At 50.3% G+C, this 16,613-nt stretch carries 13 protein-coding genes; 11 read left to right on the forward strand and 2 right to left on the reverse strand.

Annotated features, from left to right (window positions below; genetic code table 11):
- Window positions 1-240: 240 nt before the first annotated feature.
- Window positions 241-2,031, forward strand: a complete 1,791-nt coding sequence (locus C7R91_RS22065) for a helix-turn-helix transcriptional regulator (protein ID WP_047070206.1) — start codon at window positions 241-243, stop codon at window positions 2,029-2,031.
- A 29-nt stretch (window positions 2,032-2,060) separates the two neighbouring features.
- Here C7R91_RS22065 and C7R91_RS29460 read toward each other — a convergent pair whose 3' ends face one another.
- The gene (locus tag C7R91_RS29460) at window positions 2,061-2,219 is read right to left on the reverse strand and encodes a hypothetical protein (RefSeq protein WP_162837750.1); all 159 of its coding nucleotides are present in this window, start codon (window positions 2,217-2,219) and stop codon (window positions 2,061-2,063) included.
- A 258-nt stretch (window positions 2,220-2,477) separates the two neighbouring features.
- On the opposite strand from C7R91_RS29460, the gene C7R91_RS22070 reads away from it, so the two are divergent.
- Complete coding sequence (locus C7R91_RS22070; protein ID WP_047070205.1) at window positions 2,478-3,815, forward strand: erythromycin esterase family protein; 1,338 nt, start codon at window positions 2,478-2,480, stop codon at window positions 3,813-3,815.
- A 55-nt stretch (window positions 3,816-3,870) separates the two neighbouring features.
- On the opposite strand, the gene C7R91_RS22075 is transcribed toward C7R91_RS22070, so the two are convergent.
- Window positions 3,871-4,461, reverse strand: a complete 591-nt coding sequence (locus C7R91_RS22075; RefSeq protein WP_047070204.1) for a DJ-1/PfpI family protein — start codon at window positions 4,459-4,461, stop codon at window positions 3,871-3,873.
- Between the two features lie 148 nt (window positions 4,462-4,609).
- On the opposite strand from C7R91_RS22075, the gene C7R91_RS22080 reads away from it, so the two are divergent.
- From C7R91_RS22080 to C7R91_RS22120, 9 genes are all read left to right on the forward strand, one after another.
- Window positions 4,610-5,482, forward strand: a complete 873-nt coding sequence (locus tag C7R91_RS22080; RefSeq protein ID WP_047070203.1) for a LysR family transcriptional regulator — start codon at window positions 4,610-4,612, stop codon at window positions 5,480-5,482.
- A gap of 183 nt (window positions 5,483-5,665) precedes the next feature.
- Entirely contained in the window at window positions 5,666-6,445 is a 780-nt protein-coding gene (locus tag C7R91_RS22085; protein WP_047070202.1) for a DeoR/GlpR family DNA-binding transcription regulator, read from the forward strand.
- Between the two features lie 36 nt (window positions 6,446-6,481).
- Window positions 6,482-7,345, forward strand: a complete 864-nt coding sequence (gene fba / locus C7R91_RS22090; protein ID WP_047070201.1) for a class II fructose-1,6-bisphosphate aldolase — start codon at window positions 6,482-6,484, stop codon at window positions 7,343-7,345.
- Window positions 7,346-7,374: 29 nt separating this feature from the next.
- Entirely contained in the window at window positions 7,375-8,466 is a 1,092-nt protein-coding gene (locus C7R91_RS22095; RefSeq protein ID WP_047070200.1) for a bifunctional phosphoglucose/phosphomannose isomerase, read from the forward strand.
- A 1-nt stretch (window position 8,467) separates the two neighbouring features.
- The gene (locus tag C7R91_RS22100) at window positions 8,468-9,412 is read left to right on the forward strand and encodes a 1-phosphofructokinase family hexose kinase (RefSeq protein ID WP_047070199.1); all 945 of its coding nucleotides are present in this window, start codon (window positions 8,468-8,470) and stop codon (window positions 9,410-9,412) included.
- Between the two features lie 28 nt (window positions 9,413-9,440).
- Window positions 9,441-10,439, forward strand: a complete 999-nt coding sequence (locus tag C7R91_RS22105) for an ROK family protein (protein ID WP_047070198.1) — start codon at window positions 9,441-9,443, stop codon at window positions 10,437-10,439.
- A gap of 18 nt (window positions 10,440-10,457) precedes the next feature.
- Window positions 10,458-13,562, forward strand: a complete 3,105-nt coding sequence (ebgA, locus tag C7R91_RS22110) for a beta-galactosidase subunit alpha (RefSeq protein WP_047070197.1) — start codon at window positions 10,458-10,460, stop codon at window positions 13,560-13,562.
- A 95-nt stretch (window positions 13,563-13,657) separates the two neighbouring features.
- Window positions 13,658-15,394: a cache domain-containing sensor histidine kinase gene (locus tag C7R91_RS22115; protein ID WP_047070196.1), complete on the forward strand. Its 1,737-nt coding sequence runs from the start codon at window positions 13,658-13,660 to the stop codon at window positions 15,392-15,394.
- Window positions 15,366-16,559, forward strand: coding sequence for a response regulator transcription factor (locus tag C7R91_RS22120; RefSeq protein WP_047070195.1), 1,194 nt, complete (start codon window positions 15,366-15,368; stop codon window positions 16,557-16,559). The genes C7R91_RS22115 and C7R91_RS22120 overlap by 29 nt, the downstream gene beginning before the upstream one ends.
- Window positions 16,560-16,613 lie beyond the last annotated feature (54 nt).

Below are 16,613 nucleotides of genomic sequence, written 5' to 3' on the forward strand. Positions count from 1 at the left end.
GTTAAAATGTGTTGTCTCACGCATCCACCTTATTCTCAGGGCTGTAAAATCACATAGTGACAAAACCGTTCTATCTATGGATGACATCATGCCAACCCATCATATTTACGGCGTGATAGAATGTCACAAAGGCTATATGACACGGCATTCTGCTTGACGAATCGGGAATTGGTGAGGCATGATGAGTCAGAAACATCTGGGAAATTCCTTATCATTCAAACGAGCAGGAGTACATGACAAATGTTATCTATGATAAAAAAATGGTTCTGGTACAATTGGGTGATTTTTGCCTTGCGAACGATTTGGCTAGGCATCATCGTCATGGCTGATGTTATGTATCCGGCAATGATCGTCGTTCCGTTCGGAGTCATCATCCTTATTGCCCTTTTGGTTTATGCCATTCCATTGATCGTTCAATATAGAAAAGAAAATTGGTATCTGGCAGTCGAAGTCGTAATGACAGGCCTTTTTTATCTATTTGTGGCCTATGTAGCGCCTGGATTGATTTGGTCTTTCGTTTTACTGGTGATCATTATTGGTGTGGCCAGTAGTCGCAGAACGTATATGTGGACGGGAATCTCTAGCGGGGTTATTTTTCCGGCTTTGAACGGGTTGATTACCAATCATCCCCCGTACGAGTTCATGTTTAGTTGCAGCTTTGGTTTTGCGATCGGTATGGCCTTTAGCATATTAATTGAGTCTCATAAGCAAGGCCGCATCATTCAAGAACAGAAGAAATTATTGGAGCAGCATATTAAGCAAATCGAGGAGCTTACGCTGATCGAGGAACGTAATCGGCTGTCACATGAGTTGCATGACACGATTGGACATTCGTTAACCTCGCTAATTGTTGGCGTTGAGTCGCTCCGATCCTCGGTTCCTGATTCACAGATCGAACGAGTCGATAAACTTGTCTCCATAGCACAAGACAGCCTGGATGATATCAGAAAGCATTTGCATCAGCTCTCTCATGCTCATGCTCGGTTCAACCAGTCGGTAAGTGAGGTGCTATTGGAACTGACCGAAGAATTTATGAAGTCAACCGGTGTAACGGTCAACTTCCGTGTGATCGGCATTGAGGCGCTCGTTATGCAAAAAATGAGCCTTTGTCTATATCGTTGCCTGCAAGAATCGCTCACAAATGCGGTTCGTCACGGCCAAGCAAGTGTGATATCTGTTGATCTGTATTTCGAAAGTCAGCAGCTCCGCTTACAAATCGAAGATAATGGCAACGGAGTAGAATCTATCGAATTCGGCTTAGGACTAAAGGGAATGAAGGAACGGCTTGAGCAACAGCAAGGTACGCTGTCCATTCATTCACAATCAGGGCAAGGAACCGTTGTCATTTGTAATATTCCCATACAGGTAGAAGCTGGACAGGGATGTATCCGCCTGCTTATTGTTGATGATCAGGTGATGATTGCCGACAGCTTACAGCAAATCTTAAGCCAGCAGGACAACTTTATCGTTGTGGGTACAGCTAGTGATGGGCAAAAAGCATTAGAACAGTGTGAGCGACACCAGCCGGATATCGTGTTAATGGACGTGCACATGCAAGGGATGAACGGACTGGAGACCTTCCTTCAAATGAAACAACGCTGGCCGAACATGAAGGTTGTGGTCATGACAACGTTTGAGGATTCGGTACAGGCAGCAACAGCATTGGAGCATGGGGCGGAAGGATATATGCTGAAGTCTACTCGTCCAAAAGAGATGATGGAAGCGATGAAGCTCATCTATAGCGGGGGAACGTGGCTTGATCAGTCGATCGCCACGCGCGTATTCGAAGAGATGAAGCGCCAACGTGAGCAGTTAGAGAAGTACAGCCCGAATGATCCATATGGATTGACGAAACGGGAAAGGGAGATTTTACAGCTTTTATCGGATGGGCTTCGCTACAAATCGATTGCCACCAAACTCTATTTATCGGAGGGAACGATACGGAATTACTGTTCCACCCTTTACTCGAAGCTCGGTGTCAGCAACCGGGAAGAAGCAATTGAACTGGCGAGAAACGAGAGTATCCTATAGATGACAAAAAGACGGGAGAAATCCCGTCTTTACTCTTCCGGTGTTCGATCCAGGAACAGCCGCGTTACCTGTGTGTAATCCCCTTTTTCTACTTCTTCTTGTGTCGCCTTTTCTTCCAAAGGATCATGACCGTTCATGCTTGGTGCTACTGTGGGCTCGTGCTCGGCAGATCCTCGCTTTTTCTCCATGATTCACCACTCCTTTTGCCAGTAGGGTGTGATGGATGGCTTATTCTTATCCCCGATTGCAGCATATGACATTGGAAATGCTATTTCAAAAGTACCGATCTTCAAGATCCGGTGCTTTTTTTGATGACAAATTGTCATATGGGGCAGGGAGAAACCGTTGGTAACAGGTCGTCTCAAACTTATGACAAAACGCTACTTGTTGTACAGGCAGTGCCCATGCGATACTTTGCGCCAACGAAGCTTTAGGAGGAAAGAGAAATGAACTTTTACAGAAGTAGCATCGTCGCGGTATCGATTTGTGGTCTACTACTCATAACAGGATGCACGAATACAGCTCCAGTAACAGAGATGGACAGCGAACAACAAGGGAAGAAGGCAGAAAATCTAAGTCCAAAAGAATGGTTAGAGCTGAACTCTTTTCAATTGAATAGCGCTGAGCCTGGGACTGATCTTAAAGATATTGAACCGCTGCGCCAGATGATCGGTTCTGCTTCAATCGTAGGTTTAGGTGAGGCAAATCATGGAAGTCGTGAAATTTATACGATGAAACACCGGTTTGTTGAATTTCTCGTCATGGAAATGGGCTTTACCACCCTTGTATTAGAAGAAAACTGGGGCAACGCATTGAAGCTTGATCATTACGTTCTCACAGGAGAAGGGAATCCGAGTAAATTCCTAATGCCTATATTTCAAACAAAAGAAATCGTAGACATGCTGGAATGGATGCGTGAGTACAATGCCGATCCCGAGAACGAAGAGAAACTGCGGGTGGTCGGAATGGATGTACAAAATGTCAGCGAAAATGTATACGATGAGATCAGACAGTATATAAAAAAATATAAGCCTGACCTGCTGCCCCGTGTGAATAATAAAATGAAGGAACTTGCCGAAGTTACGAAGGACCTGGAAACCTATTCAGCTTTGCCACAGGCCATTCAGGAAAAACATCAGGAGCAAGCGAAAGAAATCACGGAAATATTGGAACAAAACAAAAGCAGTCTGAACGGCCAATCCAAGGAGTTCGCAAGGATTAAGCAACACGCCAAGGTCATTGAGCAATTTACTGGCATGTATTTCAACTTCTCGGAGAATCCATCTGAATTATTTTTGAAGCATGATATCGCGATGTTTGAGAATGCGAAGTGGGCTCACGAACAGCTGGGAAAAACAATCGTATGGGGTCACAATGGGCACATCGCAAAGAACAATATGTTGCAAGAGGTATACCCGAAGCTCGCCGGTCAGCATTTACTGGAGCATTATGGAGAGGAATATGTAACGATTGGAACTTCATTCGGGAAAGGCGATTATAACGCGTTTAACCTTGAAAATAAAATTGTTCCAGCTACCATTCAATTGAATGATCCAAAAACTTTCAATCATACTCTGGATCAAGTCTCAAAGGATCAATACTTTGTTGATTTACGGAATGCTACAGGTCTCACCCAAAAATGGTTAGAGGAAGAACAGCCGTTTTTGATCGGATTCGGTTCTGCTGACCCAAGCAAACCAAACACGATAACAACTTCGCTTGGGCAAGCGTTTGATATTCTCATTCATTTAGACACAGTGAGCGCTGGCGAGCTTGTTCGTTAAATAGCAGAAAGAAACCGGCATTTACCCAAGAGCACTGGGCAAAATGCCGGTTTTATTATACAAGAAACCCCATCAAGCGCTTCACATGGTTGGTGTTTTCGCGGGATGTCAGCTTCTCCAGAAGAGTAAACGCTACATCAAAAGCGGTCGATGGATTGTACGAGGTGATGATATTGTTGTCGATCACGATGGATTGGTCAGGGATGACAGTGGCACCCATCGCAGCTAGTTGCTTTTGCCGCAACTGGTTGTTCAGGTTGTAGGTCGTTGCTTTCCGTCCTTGCAAAATCCCGCTTTTCCCGAGGGGCAGAGCACCCACGCAGATGGAGGCAATCACTTTGCCTTGCTTTTCAAATTCACGTATGAAAGCGAGAACGTCCTCGCGATAAGCATCTTCATAAAACCCCGCATGCTCAAAACCTCCAGGCAGTGCCAGCGCATCGAAGTCATTTACATCCGCATCGTCGATCACCATCTCGGGGATCACAGTAAAATTCCACGTGCATTTCAACTCCTTGCGCGTGCCCACCGTCACCAGCTCCGTTGTTCCGTCGCCTTCTTCCTTATTCCAACCAATTACGTCCGTAAATACGCTAGCCTCTACTGCCTCAAAGCCATTCGGTAATAACAAGCACACTTTTTTCATCGAAAATCAGCTCCTCTGTTCGAATCGTTCAAGCCGTACCGGTCTTACCAAGAATCATATGCTATCATTAGTTATTAGTAAAAATGAAAGTTCTGAAGATGATCTTCAGAATTTCTAATAATAAACATGCGGGCAAGGGGGAGCGAGGATGGAGATTCGCCAGTTTCAAACCTTTAAGGCAGTCGTCGATTTCAACAGCTTTACGAAGGCCGCACAAGCACTGCAATATTCACAGGCGACGATTACCTCCCATATTCAACAGCTGGAAGAAGGAATGGGTGTCCCTCTGTTTGATCGACTGGGAAAGAAAATTCAGTTAACCGCCTATGGACGCGAGCTGTACACGTATGTCGAGGAACTACTCGTTTCGTATGCAAAAATCAAGGATATATCGGCAAATGAGCAATCACTGCAAGGAGAGCTGCGTATCGGGGCCTCGGAGACAATTACGATCTATCGGCTGGGTGACATTTTGTCCAGGTACAGAGCGAGCTATCCGGGCGTAAATATTTCATTTGCAATGGATGATTGCATTCGTTTGCGGGAAAAGCTGCATGAAGGTCTATTGGATATCGTGATCACGCTGGAGCCAAAGCTCGATGATCCGAATCTGGTCGTGGAGCAGTTCTCTACCGAGCGGCTGGTTTTTATCGGGGGGCGCGATCATTCGTTTGAAAAAATAGAGGACGCTGGCGAGGAATGTATGATTTTCAGTGGAGAGTATTGTGCGCTGCGGCGGTTTTTCCAACGCTTCTTGGAAAAAAGGGAGATCAAGCCGAAGCATCACCTGGAATTCTCCAGTATGGAAGCGATCAAGCAGAGTGTGGCAAACGGGCTAGGCGTGAGCTTGATGCCGTATATTAGCGTCGAAGCCTTGTTGAATGAGCAAAAGGTGAAAATGATAGCGTGCGAGGAAGAGCTGTTGTTCTATGCGCAAATTGCCTACCATAAAAACAAGTGGCTTTCACGGGCGCATAAGAAGTTTATTGATTTCATGCTGGAAAGTCGGGATATCGGGTAAAGAGGCAACGAACCAGCCTGTTTTGGTCTAGAACCAGAGCAGGTTGATTTTATTTTCGAAAAATTTCATAACTTGTTTGACATTCGTTTTTCTACGATGATAAGATCAATTTGAAAGTAAACGAAAGATAAATAGAAACAAAACGAAACTATATAATTTATGATCGTAAGGAAGTGAAGCAATATGCTGGCAGCCGAACGGCACAGCAAGATCCTCGAACAATTGAAGGCAGAACAAAGCGTAACCGTCAGCCAATTGAGTCTGGCGCTGGATGTGTCTGAAGTAACGATCCGAAAAGATTTGATCAAGCTCGAAAACGATGGTCTGCTGACGCGCATTCACGGAGGCGCGACGATTACGAATTTCTTGCCATTGGAGCGCAGTTTCACAGAGAAGCTGGAAGAGAGAAGCGAAGAGAAGCAAGCCATTGCCCATCAAGCGCTGTCGCACATACAGCCGGGGGACACGGTTATTCTCGGAGCAGGGACAACGATGATGGAGCTCGCCAAGCTGCTGCGCGGCTTGAATGATTTGACGGTCGTGACGAATGCGGTCAACATCGCGATGGAGCTGAACAGTCAAGGCAAGCATCACGTCATCTTGATCGGTGGAGAGATGCGCCACAAATCCTTTGCGCTCGTTGGTTCTGTCGCAGCCGACAATTTGCGAGGACTTTCTGTTTTCAAATGCTTTATCGGAGCAGATGGAATTCATCCGGAAAACGGGCTGACGACGCTCAATCTGGCCGAAGCGCAAATCAACCAAGTCATGATGGAACGCGCCAGAAAAGTCTACGTGCTCGCCGACCACAGCAAGTTCGGAGAGACGCATTTGGCGAAGTTCGCCGGGGTGTCCGATGTCGATCGGATTATTACGGATGCGGCGGCACAGCATCTTGTCAGTAAGTATGCGGAGCTGGGTATCAACCTGGAGCTGGCGAGCTTGCAGGGCGTGAGCAGGTAAACTGCCAGATCAAAAAAATGAAACGGGGGGATTGATATGGCGTTGGTATCATCGACACAGATGCTGCGCACAGCAAGGGAGCAAGGATATTGTGTAGGAGCATTCAACGTACACACGATGGAAATGCTCCAAGCAGTAGTGGAGGCGGCTTGCGAAGCAAACGCACCACTCATTTTACAGACCACAGTCGGAACGGTCCGGCATCTCGGACCGGAGTATGTAGCAGCAATTGCCCGGGTAGCCTCAGAAGAGGCCCCGGTGCCGATTGCCTTGCATTTGGATCACTGTCATGAAGAGGAACTGATCATGCGATGTATCGAAGCGGGTTATACATCGGTCATGATCGATGCGTCGATGCATCCTTTTGCGGAAAATGCAGAGATGACGCGGCGTGTAGTGGAGCTGGCTAGAGAGCGCGGTGTCAATGTGGAGGCAGAGCTCGGCAAGGTCGGGGGCGTGGAGGATGATCTCGTCGTCGACGATGCAGATGCTGCCCTAGCTGATCCAATTGAGTGCGAGAGGTTTATCGAGCTGACTGGCGTGGATACGCTGGCTCCAGCCATTGGTACAGCTCACGGGATTTACAAGGGGGAGCCGCGCATTGATTTTGCTCGCATCGAAGAGATTGCCCGTCGTGTTTCTGTACCCCTTGTGTTGCACGGCGGATCGGGAATTCCCGAGGAGCAGGTGAAGCGGGCGGTTCAGCTCGGCATGGCAAAAATGAACGTAGCGACAGAGCTGCGTATCGCGTTTTCGCAAGCGATCAAGGGCGTTTTTGACAACAACCCGCAGGAAAACGACCCGCGCACCTATATGAAGCAGGCCAAGCAGGCGGTCAAAGAAGTCGCACTCGCCAAGATGGAGATGTGCGGTTGTGTTGGAAAAGCGAATGTACGTTAATCCAAAAAGATAGGAAGGGACGATTTTACATGCGTATAAACCTCAATGATGCCAAAGCTTTGCGCGAACTGGACACGATTTCTGCCCTGGAAGATACGGAAAGCTACGATGAACAGTTTAAAACAGGTCTAAAATTATCTGATAGTTTAGATGTATCAAATATTTCTGTTAAAATCGAAAATATTGTGGTGCTTGGCACTGGTGGAGGTTCGGCTGCGAGCGTCAATTTGATCAAGTCGTATTTGTTTGATGAGCTGCAAGTGCCGCTCCAGTTAAATCAAGGCTACACCATCCCGGCTTTTGTAGATGCGAAGACGCTCGTCATCGTCGTTAGCCACTCGGGAAATACAGAAGAGGTCGTCAGCGGCTACGAAGCAGCCATCGCCAAAGGGGCCCAGATCGCCGTCATTACGGCGGGTGGAAAAGTATTGGAGATGGCTCGTGAACACAATCATGCGTGCTTGCTCGTGCCGGGCGGAATGATGCCGCGGATCGTACTTGGCTACATTTTCTTGCCGATTCTCGCCATTCTGACGAAGCTCGGGCTGATTTCCGACAAGCGTGCGGAGGTCGAGGAGACGATTGCCCTGTTCGAGGAGTGGAAGCACATCTACGGAACAGATTCTCCGATCGAGAAAAATGAAGCCAAACATATCGCCATCGAGATGGATGGATTGATACCTGTCGTGTACGGAACGCTACCGTTTTTCGATGCTCCCGCATGGCGGTGGAAAAACCAGCTAGGGGAAAACAGCAAGCTGATGGCATTTTGGAATGCCATTCCGAGCCTTCACCACGACGAGGCTGTGGGGTGGGATTCGCCGTCTGCGCTGCTGAAGGGCGTTCATTTTACACTCATTCGCGATCAGGAGGACAGCGAGAAGACGACCCAACGTGTGGAGATCAGTGCTGACATTTTGCGTGAGCGCGCTGGTGGGGTAAGGGTGGTTCATTCCCACGGCGCATCCCGAATGGCTCGTCTGTTTTCTATCGTGTACTTGGCTGACTTCGTGTCGTTGTATGCTGCTCTGATTCGCGGCGTCGATCCAACCCCTGTAGAAGTGATCAATTTGTTCAAACAAAAAATGGGGCAGCCGCTCGTTACTGTGCAGGTGAGATAACATGCTCGTAACGGTAACACTGAACGCGGCCATCGATAAGACGTATCGACTCTCGCATTTTCGTTTGGGAGAGCTGCATCGCACGGCTGATGTACTGAGCTTGCCCGGCGGAAAAGGGATAAATGTAGCGCGTGTAGCAAAAGCATTGGGGCAGGATGTAGTCGCAAGCGGTTTTGTCGCCGGTCACAACGGGAGGTTCATCGAGGAAGGCTGCGAACGCGAGGGGATTACCTCCTCGTTTATCAAAACGAGCGGAGAGTCCCGGCTGTGTCTCGCTTTTCTCGACGAACAGGAAAAAACGGTGACAGAAGTGCTTGAGCAAGGTCCAGCGCCCAGTGAAGAAGAGATCAGTCGATTGCAAACGTGTTTAATCGAGCTGGCGGATCAGGCACAGTACATGGTTTTTTCCGGAAGCTTGCCAGGTGGCGTTCCAGCCGAAACATACGCTGCACTCATTCGAGGTGTCGCCCAGAAAGGAACCGCATGCGTACTGGATACGAGCGGTAAGGCATTGTTGGAAGGAATAAAAGCAACACCCTCGCTCATCAAGCCCAATCGACCGGAAGCGGAAGCGATACTCGGATTTTCGCTGGATAGCGAGGAGGCACGTTGCAGAGCGATACGCGAGCTGCGTGAGCTCGGTGCCCAGCGAGTCCTTCTCTCGTTAGGGGAGGAGGGAGCGTGGTTTGGCGATGGCAAGGAGACGTGGCGTATTTCCGCGATCCCGTTAGCGGATACCGAAGTGAAAAATACAGTGGGCTGCGGGGATTCCATGCTTGCGGGTGTCCTTGTCGGACGGCTGCGAGGCTTGGCTTGGCCAGATGCGATTTGGCTGGGGATGGCATGCGGCGCGGCGAATACACGGTCGTTTGGAGCGGGCATGATCGCGCCCGACGATGTGCAGAGGTTGAGAAGTCAGCCGATGCATGTGGAGCGAGTCGAGTAAAATCACTGGTTCAGAAGGGAGGAGTAGCATGCGCCATGTAATTGGCCTCGATGTCGGTGGTACGACCATGAAAGGGGCGGTCATGGACGAGAATGGGCGAATTCTCCTCCGGGCTGCCAAGGAGACAAAGGTTCATAACAACTTGCCCATCTTGATCGAGCGAATGGCTGCTTTGATTAAAGAACTGCGGGATCAATCACCCGTTCACATAGAGGCAGTAGGGATCGGATTTCCTGGTCCTTTTGATGCGGAAAATGGGATATCGGTTCACTCGCCCAATTTTCAATTGCACCAAGCAGACTTGCGGACACCACTCGCGAAGCTGGTGGAGCTGCCGCTTTTTTTTGAAAACGATTTACGGACAGCTGCGCTCGGAGAAGCCATATTCGGTGCGGGCCGGGAGGTAAGTCACCTCGTTTTCGTGCCGCTTGGTACGGGGGTGGGAGCAGGGATTGTAAACGAAGGCAAGCTCGTTCGGGGCAGCCACGGATTCGCGGGAGAGATTGGTCATGTGCGTTATCCGGGGCTTACTGCTCCATGCAATTGCGGCAAGCTCGGTTGTGTAGAGACGGTCGCATCTGCCACAGGTATTGCCAGATTGGCCCGTGAACGCTTGGACGAGGAGCTCAATGCAAATCCGCAGCAAGCAAAAGCCTCTCCTCTGTTTACTCTGTGCGATGGACAGATTGAGCGGATTACGGCTGAGCAGGTGGCTACGGCAGTGGAACAAGGTGATGCAGTGGCGACCTGCGCATGGAACGAAGTGTGTGAAGTAACTGGCTGGGCATTATCTGTGCTTGTGAACGTGTGCAACCCGCAGCTCGTGGTGATTGGCGGTGGCGTTTGCCGGGCTGGGGAGCTATTGCTGGCCCCCGTACAAGCGAGTGTACAACGGTACGCCATGGAAGTCGTTCATCAACAGACAAAGATCGTCTTGGCCGAGCTCGGTGCAGATGCAGGAATGCTCGGTGCTGGTGCCTTGGCCCTGCAAGCAACGAACAGGGAACAAGGAACCGTGAAATTGTAAAAAGAGGAGTGTACATCGATGCATCAACGGCATGACTGGGCAAATCATCAGCTGCTAGAGCGTAATCGCTTGGCGGCGCGGGCTTACTTTTTGTCTTACCCGGAAGAATCGGGAGCACTGACCTATGAAAGAGGCGCGACACCGTGGTTTCAATTGTTGAATGGGCATTGGCAGTTTGCATACGCAGAATCACCACTGCGTGTGCCGGAAAACTTTTTTGCCGCCGATTATGATGCGACGGAGTGGGCCCGAATTCAGGTGCCGGGGCATTGGCAGCTGCAAGGGTACGGGAAACCGCATTACACGGACTTGTACTATCCGTTTCCGGTCGATCCGCCGCATGTCCCGTCAGATAACCCGACAGGCTGCTATTTACGGGAGTTTACCGTAGCGTCTGACTGGAAAAATCAGCAGGTAATCCTGCGGTTTGAAGGGGTCGACAGCGCTTTTCATGTGTGGCTGAACGGAAAGGAAGTCGGCTATAGCCAAGGAAGCCGCTTGCCATCTGAGTTTGATGTGACGGAGCTGTTGCAGGGAGGCAGGAATCGCTTGGCTGTGCAAGTGTACCAATGGTCGGACGGTACGTATGTTGAGGATCAGGATATGTGGTACTTGAGCGGGATTTTTCGGGATGTTTCTCTGATTGCCAGACCGAAGCTGCATGTGAGAGATCTGGCAGTCGTGACTGATCTGGATGATGAATACCGCCATGGTGTGCTGCGCGTACGTGTCCATCTAGAAAACAGTTCCGCTAATGCCTATGACGGGGTGAGTGTGACCGTAAAGCTGCTGGATCAATCCTACACGCCTATCGCTTCGCTGACCGACACCGGAGCAGGCGAGCTGGCAGCCGGGCAGGAAAAGGTCGTGACTTTGGAGCTTCCGGTGCAGGAGCCGAAAAAATGGTCGGCGGAGGAGCCGAACCTGTATCACCTGCTGATTGCGATTGAGCAGGGGGCGGGCGAAAAGACAGAAGTCATCCCGATCCGCGTTGGCTTCCGCCGGATCGAAGTAAAAGGAAACAACTTCTTCGTGAACGGTGTAGCGATTCGCCTAAACGGTGTGAACCGCCATGATCATCATCCTGATCTCGGGCGTGCTGTCCCGTATGAAACGATGCGTGAAGATGTGCTCATGATGAAGCGGCACAACATCAACGCCGTTCGTACCGCGCATTACCCGAACGACCCGCGTTTTTACGATTTGTGCGACCAGTACGGATTGTATGTCATGGACGAAACCGATTTGGAGACACATGGCTTCCAGTTAACCGGGAACATTAGTCAGTTAAGCGATGATCCAGAGTGGGAGCAGACATACGTGGAGCGCATGGAACGCATGGTAGAGCGCGACAAAAACCATCCGTCCATCATCATGTGGTCACTCGGCAACGAATCCGGCTTCGGTTGCAATTTCCGGGCAATGGCCGCTTGGTGCCGACAAGCCGACCCGACTCGTCTCATCCACTACGAGGAGGATCGCGAAGCAGAGGTGTGCGACGTATTTTCCACCATGTACTCTTCGGTTGAAAAAATGATCCAGCATGGTGAAAATGAACATCTGCAAAAGCCGCATATCATGTGCGAGTATGCTCATGCCATGGGGAATGGACCTGGCGGCTTGCGCGACTACGCCAATGTGTTTGACAAATATCAACGCTTGCAGGGCGGCTTTGTATGGGAATGGATTGATCACGGCTTGCGCCAATATACGCCGGATGGGCGAGAGTATTATGCCTACGGAGGCGACTTCGGGGACTACCCGACGAATGGCAACTTTGTGATCGACGGTCTGATTCGTCCGGATCGTACCCCATCCCCTGGATTACTCGAATACAAAAAAGTGATAGAGCCGATCGTCGCAGAAGCGACTGATTTGGAAAGCGGGCTCGTCACCATTACGAATCGCTATGATTTCCGGACCCTTGCGCATGTGAGAATGGTTTGGAGTGTGACGGCAGACGGACAAGTGGTGCAGAGCGGAACGCTGTCGCTTCCACATACAGAAGCAGGTAGCCGCAACATCGTAGCTGTTCCGTATATCCTGCCTGCGCAGGTGCAGGATCGAACCGACTACTGGCTGACGCTCTCCTTTGTGCTGGACCAAGATGAGAGCTGGGGACAGGCTGGACATGAGCTGGCTTGGGCACAATTTGCCTTGCCAGTGACCGCTGCCCAACAGGTTACGATCGCTCCCTATCAGCCTGTGTTGGGCAGAGTAGATACGAAAGAAACGAAAACGGACATCACCCTTACAGGAGCAGATTTTCAGTTCGTTTTTGACAAAGTGAGCGGTGTGCCGACGAGCTGGGTGTTTGCAGGCAAGGAGCTGTTGGTGGCAGGGCCTCGTCTCACCTTTTGGCGTGCTCCGATAGACAATGACATGTACGTAGTGGAAGAGTGGCGCAAGGTGTACCTCGATCGTTTGCAAAACCGGGTGGAGCATATAAGCATCCAGCAGGATCGAGAAGATCGGGTGGTCATTACCTGCGATGTACGGATTGCTCCGCCTGTATACGACCGGGGGTTTGCGTGCCGCTATACCTATACCGTGTTCGGAAATGGCGAAGTGCAGGTAGATGTTCAAGGCACACCCAAAGGCACTCCGCCAGCGATGCTGCCGCGAATCGGCTTGAAGCTATTGATCGCCAAAGATATGGAGCGCGTCTCGTGGTATGGACGTGGCCCGGGAGAGGCGTATATCGACAGCAAGGAAGCCAATCGCATCGGGGTGTATCACGCGAGCGTAGATGAGCTGTACACGCCGTACGTGTTTCCGCAGGAAAATGGCAATCGCACGGACGTCAAATGGATGTCGATCACGGATCAGCGAGGCATTGGACTTTTCGCGATGGGTCAACCGACCTTGGAATTTAGCGCGCTTCGCTATGATACGGACGATCTGGAGCAAGCGAAGCACACGACAGATCTCGTAAAACGAGAGTATGTTACACTGCATCTCGATTATCGGCAAAACGGGCTGGGAAGCAATAGCTGCGGACCTAAGCAATCGGAGCAGCATGCACTGCGTCCAGAGAAGTTCCAGTTCCAGATGAGGCTAACGCCTTTTTCAAAGGATACGATTTCTCCGGTTCAGTTATATAAGCGGAATTTGTGGGACTAACCGCTGATTGTTCTCGAAGGCATCGCCGAAACGTTGTACAATTCAATTGAAGACTGAATAGTGCAACTAATCAAAATCCGGTGGTGGTTTGTCACATGAAGTCATGGTCGCTCTTTCCGCGCAGAAGCATTCATGCCAAGTTGCTCGCTTTTATGCTGATTGCAGCCATTATTCCGCTGATTACTCTAGGGAGTATGGCGTATTGGAAATCGTCGATGGTCGTTCGCGAGCAATTTAGCAAGTCAGGCGAGTATATCGTGACACAGCTGCAAATCCAGATCGACAACTACCTGAGTCAAATGAGATACATGGCCTATGACATCAATACGTACGTGTCAGACCCGACGTTGGTCGTCATGCGGGAGGAACAACCGAAAACGTACACAGGCTTCCTGGAACAAAAAAACTTCGAGCGATACCTGGGGGCGCACCGGAATCTTGATACAAAAGGCATTTTTATCGTGACGCCCTCCGGTTATTTTTTCGGGGAAAATGTCATCAATGGACAGGATCTCATGCGGGAATCGTGGTGGAAGGCACTGCCCGCCAAGCTGGATGAGGAGCGATGGATCGGCTTTTACACACCACGGCATTACGTCGGGTTTCAGGATGAGGCCGAGCTGCGGAATCAGGAGAAGGTGCTCGGTTTGGTCGTTCCCGTTCTCAGCGGTTATGGTGTGTTGAAGGATAGCCGGATTTTGATTGAGATGAAGGCAGGCAAGCTGTTTCAGCTGTTTTCGCAGCTGGAAGAGGACATGAGTGCGCATGTGACGATTACAGCCAACAATGGCGAGCTGATTTACCAAACTGCGGGAACATTCGTCCAGCAAGAGAGCGATATCGTCTGGAACAAGCCGCTGGAGTCCAACAACTGGATGATTCAGGTGCGTTTGCCTTACGAGCAAATGAATCGCTCCGCGGAAGTGATTCAATCCTTCTTTATCGCAGCCCTGATTCTTTCGGCAGTGCTGGCTCTTCTTTTGGCGTATTTATTTTCCAGACGAATTACAGGGAAAATCAAACGACTGCAAGAAACGATGCGGCTGGTCGGAACAGGCGAGCTACAGACTCGCGCAGAGGTAGACACGGAAGACGAGCTGGGGCGGTTAGGGGTGAGCTTCAACCAGATGGTGAGGCGGATTCAGACGCTAATCGCCGAGGTGAGTCGAACCGAGCAGTTGAAAAAGGAAGCAGAGCTGCGGGCCGTTCACTACCAGATCAACCCGCATCTGTTGTTCAATACACTCAATTCCATCCAGTGGAAAGCAAGATTATCTGGTGCCAATGAAATCGGCAATATGCTCTATCATCTCATCAAGGTGCTGGAGGGCAATCTCGACATCACGCAGGAGCTCGTCCCGTTGGAAAAGGAACTGCAAACCGTTGAGCATTTTCTGCAAATCCAAGAGCTGCGGTACGGGCCTGTTTTTCAATTTGAACAGACTGGAGTAGAGGCTTGCCGTCGCTATTTGATCCCGCGAATGACTCTTCAGCCGCTTTTGGAAAATATCTTTTTCCACGCATTCGAAGACGGGCACGGAACGATCCGGATCAGTGTCAGTGAAAAAGAAGGGCTTGTGACGCTGCTGTTGCAAGATGACGGCGCAGGAATTGTGCCGGAGCGATTAGCCAGACTTCTCGATCCTGATCTGGAGCGTTCCAGCAAACGGGGACTCGGTGTGTACAACGTCGATCAAAAGTTCAAGCTTCATTTCCGTATGGAGCACGGCATGAAGATTTCATCTGTCAGAGGAGAAGGAACCACAATTCAAATCACATGGCCGAAAAGGGAGGAAATTCCTGATGAGCATCAAGGTAATGATTGTGGATGACGAAGTGCTGGTGCGAAGAGGACTGAAGGCAATGGTGCCGTGGAGTCGCTATGGGATGGAAGTCGTAGCGGATGCACCGAATGGTCGGAAAGGCTGGGAGGCTTTCCTGCAAATACAGCCCGAGCTGGTGATTACGGACATCGTTATGCCGGAAATGGATGGGTTGGAGCTGTGCAGGCGGGTGAAGGAGCACGCACCACAAACAAAGGTGCTTCTGCTCAGTTGTCACCGCGATTTTTCTTTTGCCCAGCAGGGAATCTCTCTCGGAGTGTCAGGATATTTGTTGAAGACCGAGTTCCAGGATGAAGAATGGGGCAGGTTGTTGGAAAAGCTGCGGACTGAGCTGGCAGGCGAGAGTGCGCGACCCGAAAAAATTCGTGAACGCCCTGATGAATGGAAGCGGGAGTTCGGTGCGTGGTTGACTGGCCTGAGCCGGGATTTCGAGCAAAGCTTGTCCTCCCTCCTGCAATCACACTGGTCGTGGATGAACGATTCCATGCGTGTATGGCTTTTGGAAGGGATGGGCAGCGCGAACCGGGAGGAGCAGGAGCGCGCATGGGTAGCAAGCGAGCTGGAAGGCGAATGGGAATGGATTGCATGTGGCGATATCCGTTTTTTGCTCACCCCCGCAAGTACTGGCAGGCAGGTAGAATCCTTGCTCGTGGAATGGAAGCTGGCTGGAAAGGTGACGAGCTGGGAGACAACAAGCCCGTTTGCTGGACTCGAACCTTGGATTCAGACGGTACGGATGCTCTACCAACGCACGGAGCGGGCGCGCAAGTACGGCGTCATTCAAGACCCTTGGCAGGAACCAATCAAGCAGGCTGTTCATTACGCGCTTGATCGCCTGGATACGCCATTGACCGTTAGCGAGGTAGCTTCACAGGTGGGACTTAGCCGCAGTCATTTTAGCGTGATGTTTAAAAAGGGAGTCGGTGAGAGCTTTGGGGAGTTCCTTGACAAACGCCGGGTAAAAATGGCCCGAGCGATGCTGGATGAAACAGCTCTGTCCATTCAGGAGGTAGCTGAGCGAGTTGGTCTTCCTGACGCGAAATACTTCAGCAAATGGTTTAAAAAATATACAGGGATGACCCCGAGTCACTACCGTTTCAAACAAAAGGAGGAGTCCAGTCGAACAATCGTCCACTCCACCGCGCAAACCTGATCAAAGCGAAAAAAAGGAAACAAATTCACACACTATTGCGAACAGTTAGCGGTT

The sequence above is a fragment of the Brevibacillus formosus genome, from assembly GCF_003013405.1.
Classification (GTDB): Bacteria; Bacillota; Bacilli; order Brevibacillales; family Brevibacillaceae; genus Brevibacillus; species Brevibacillus formosus.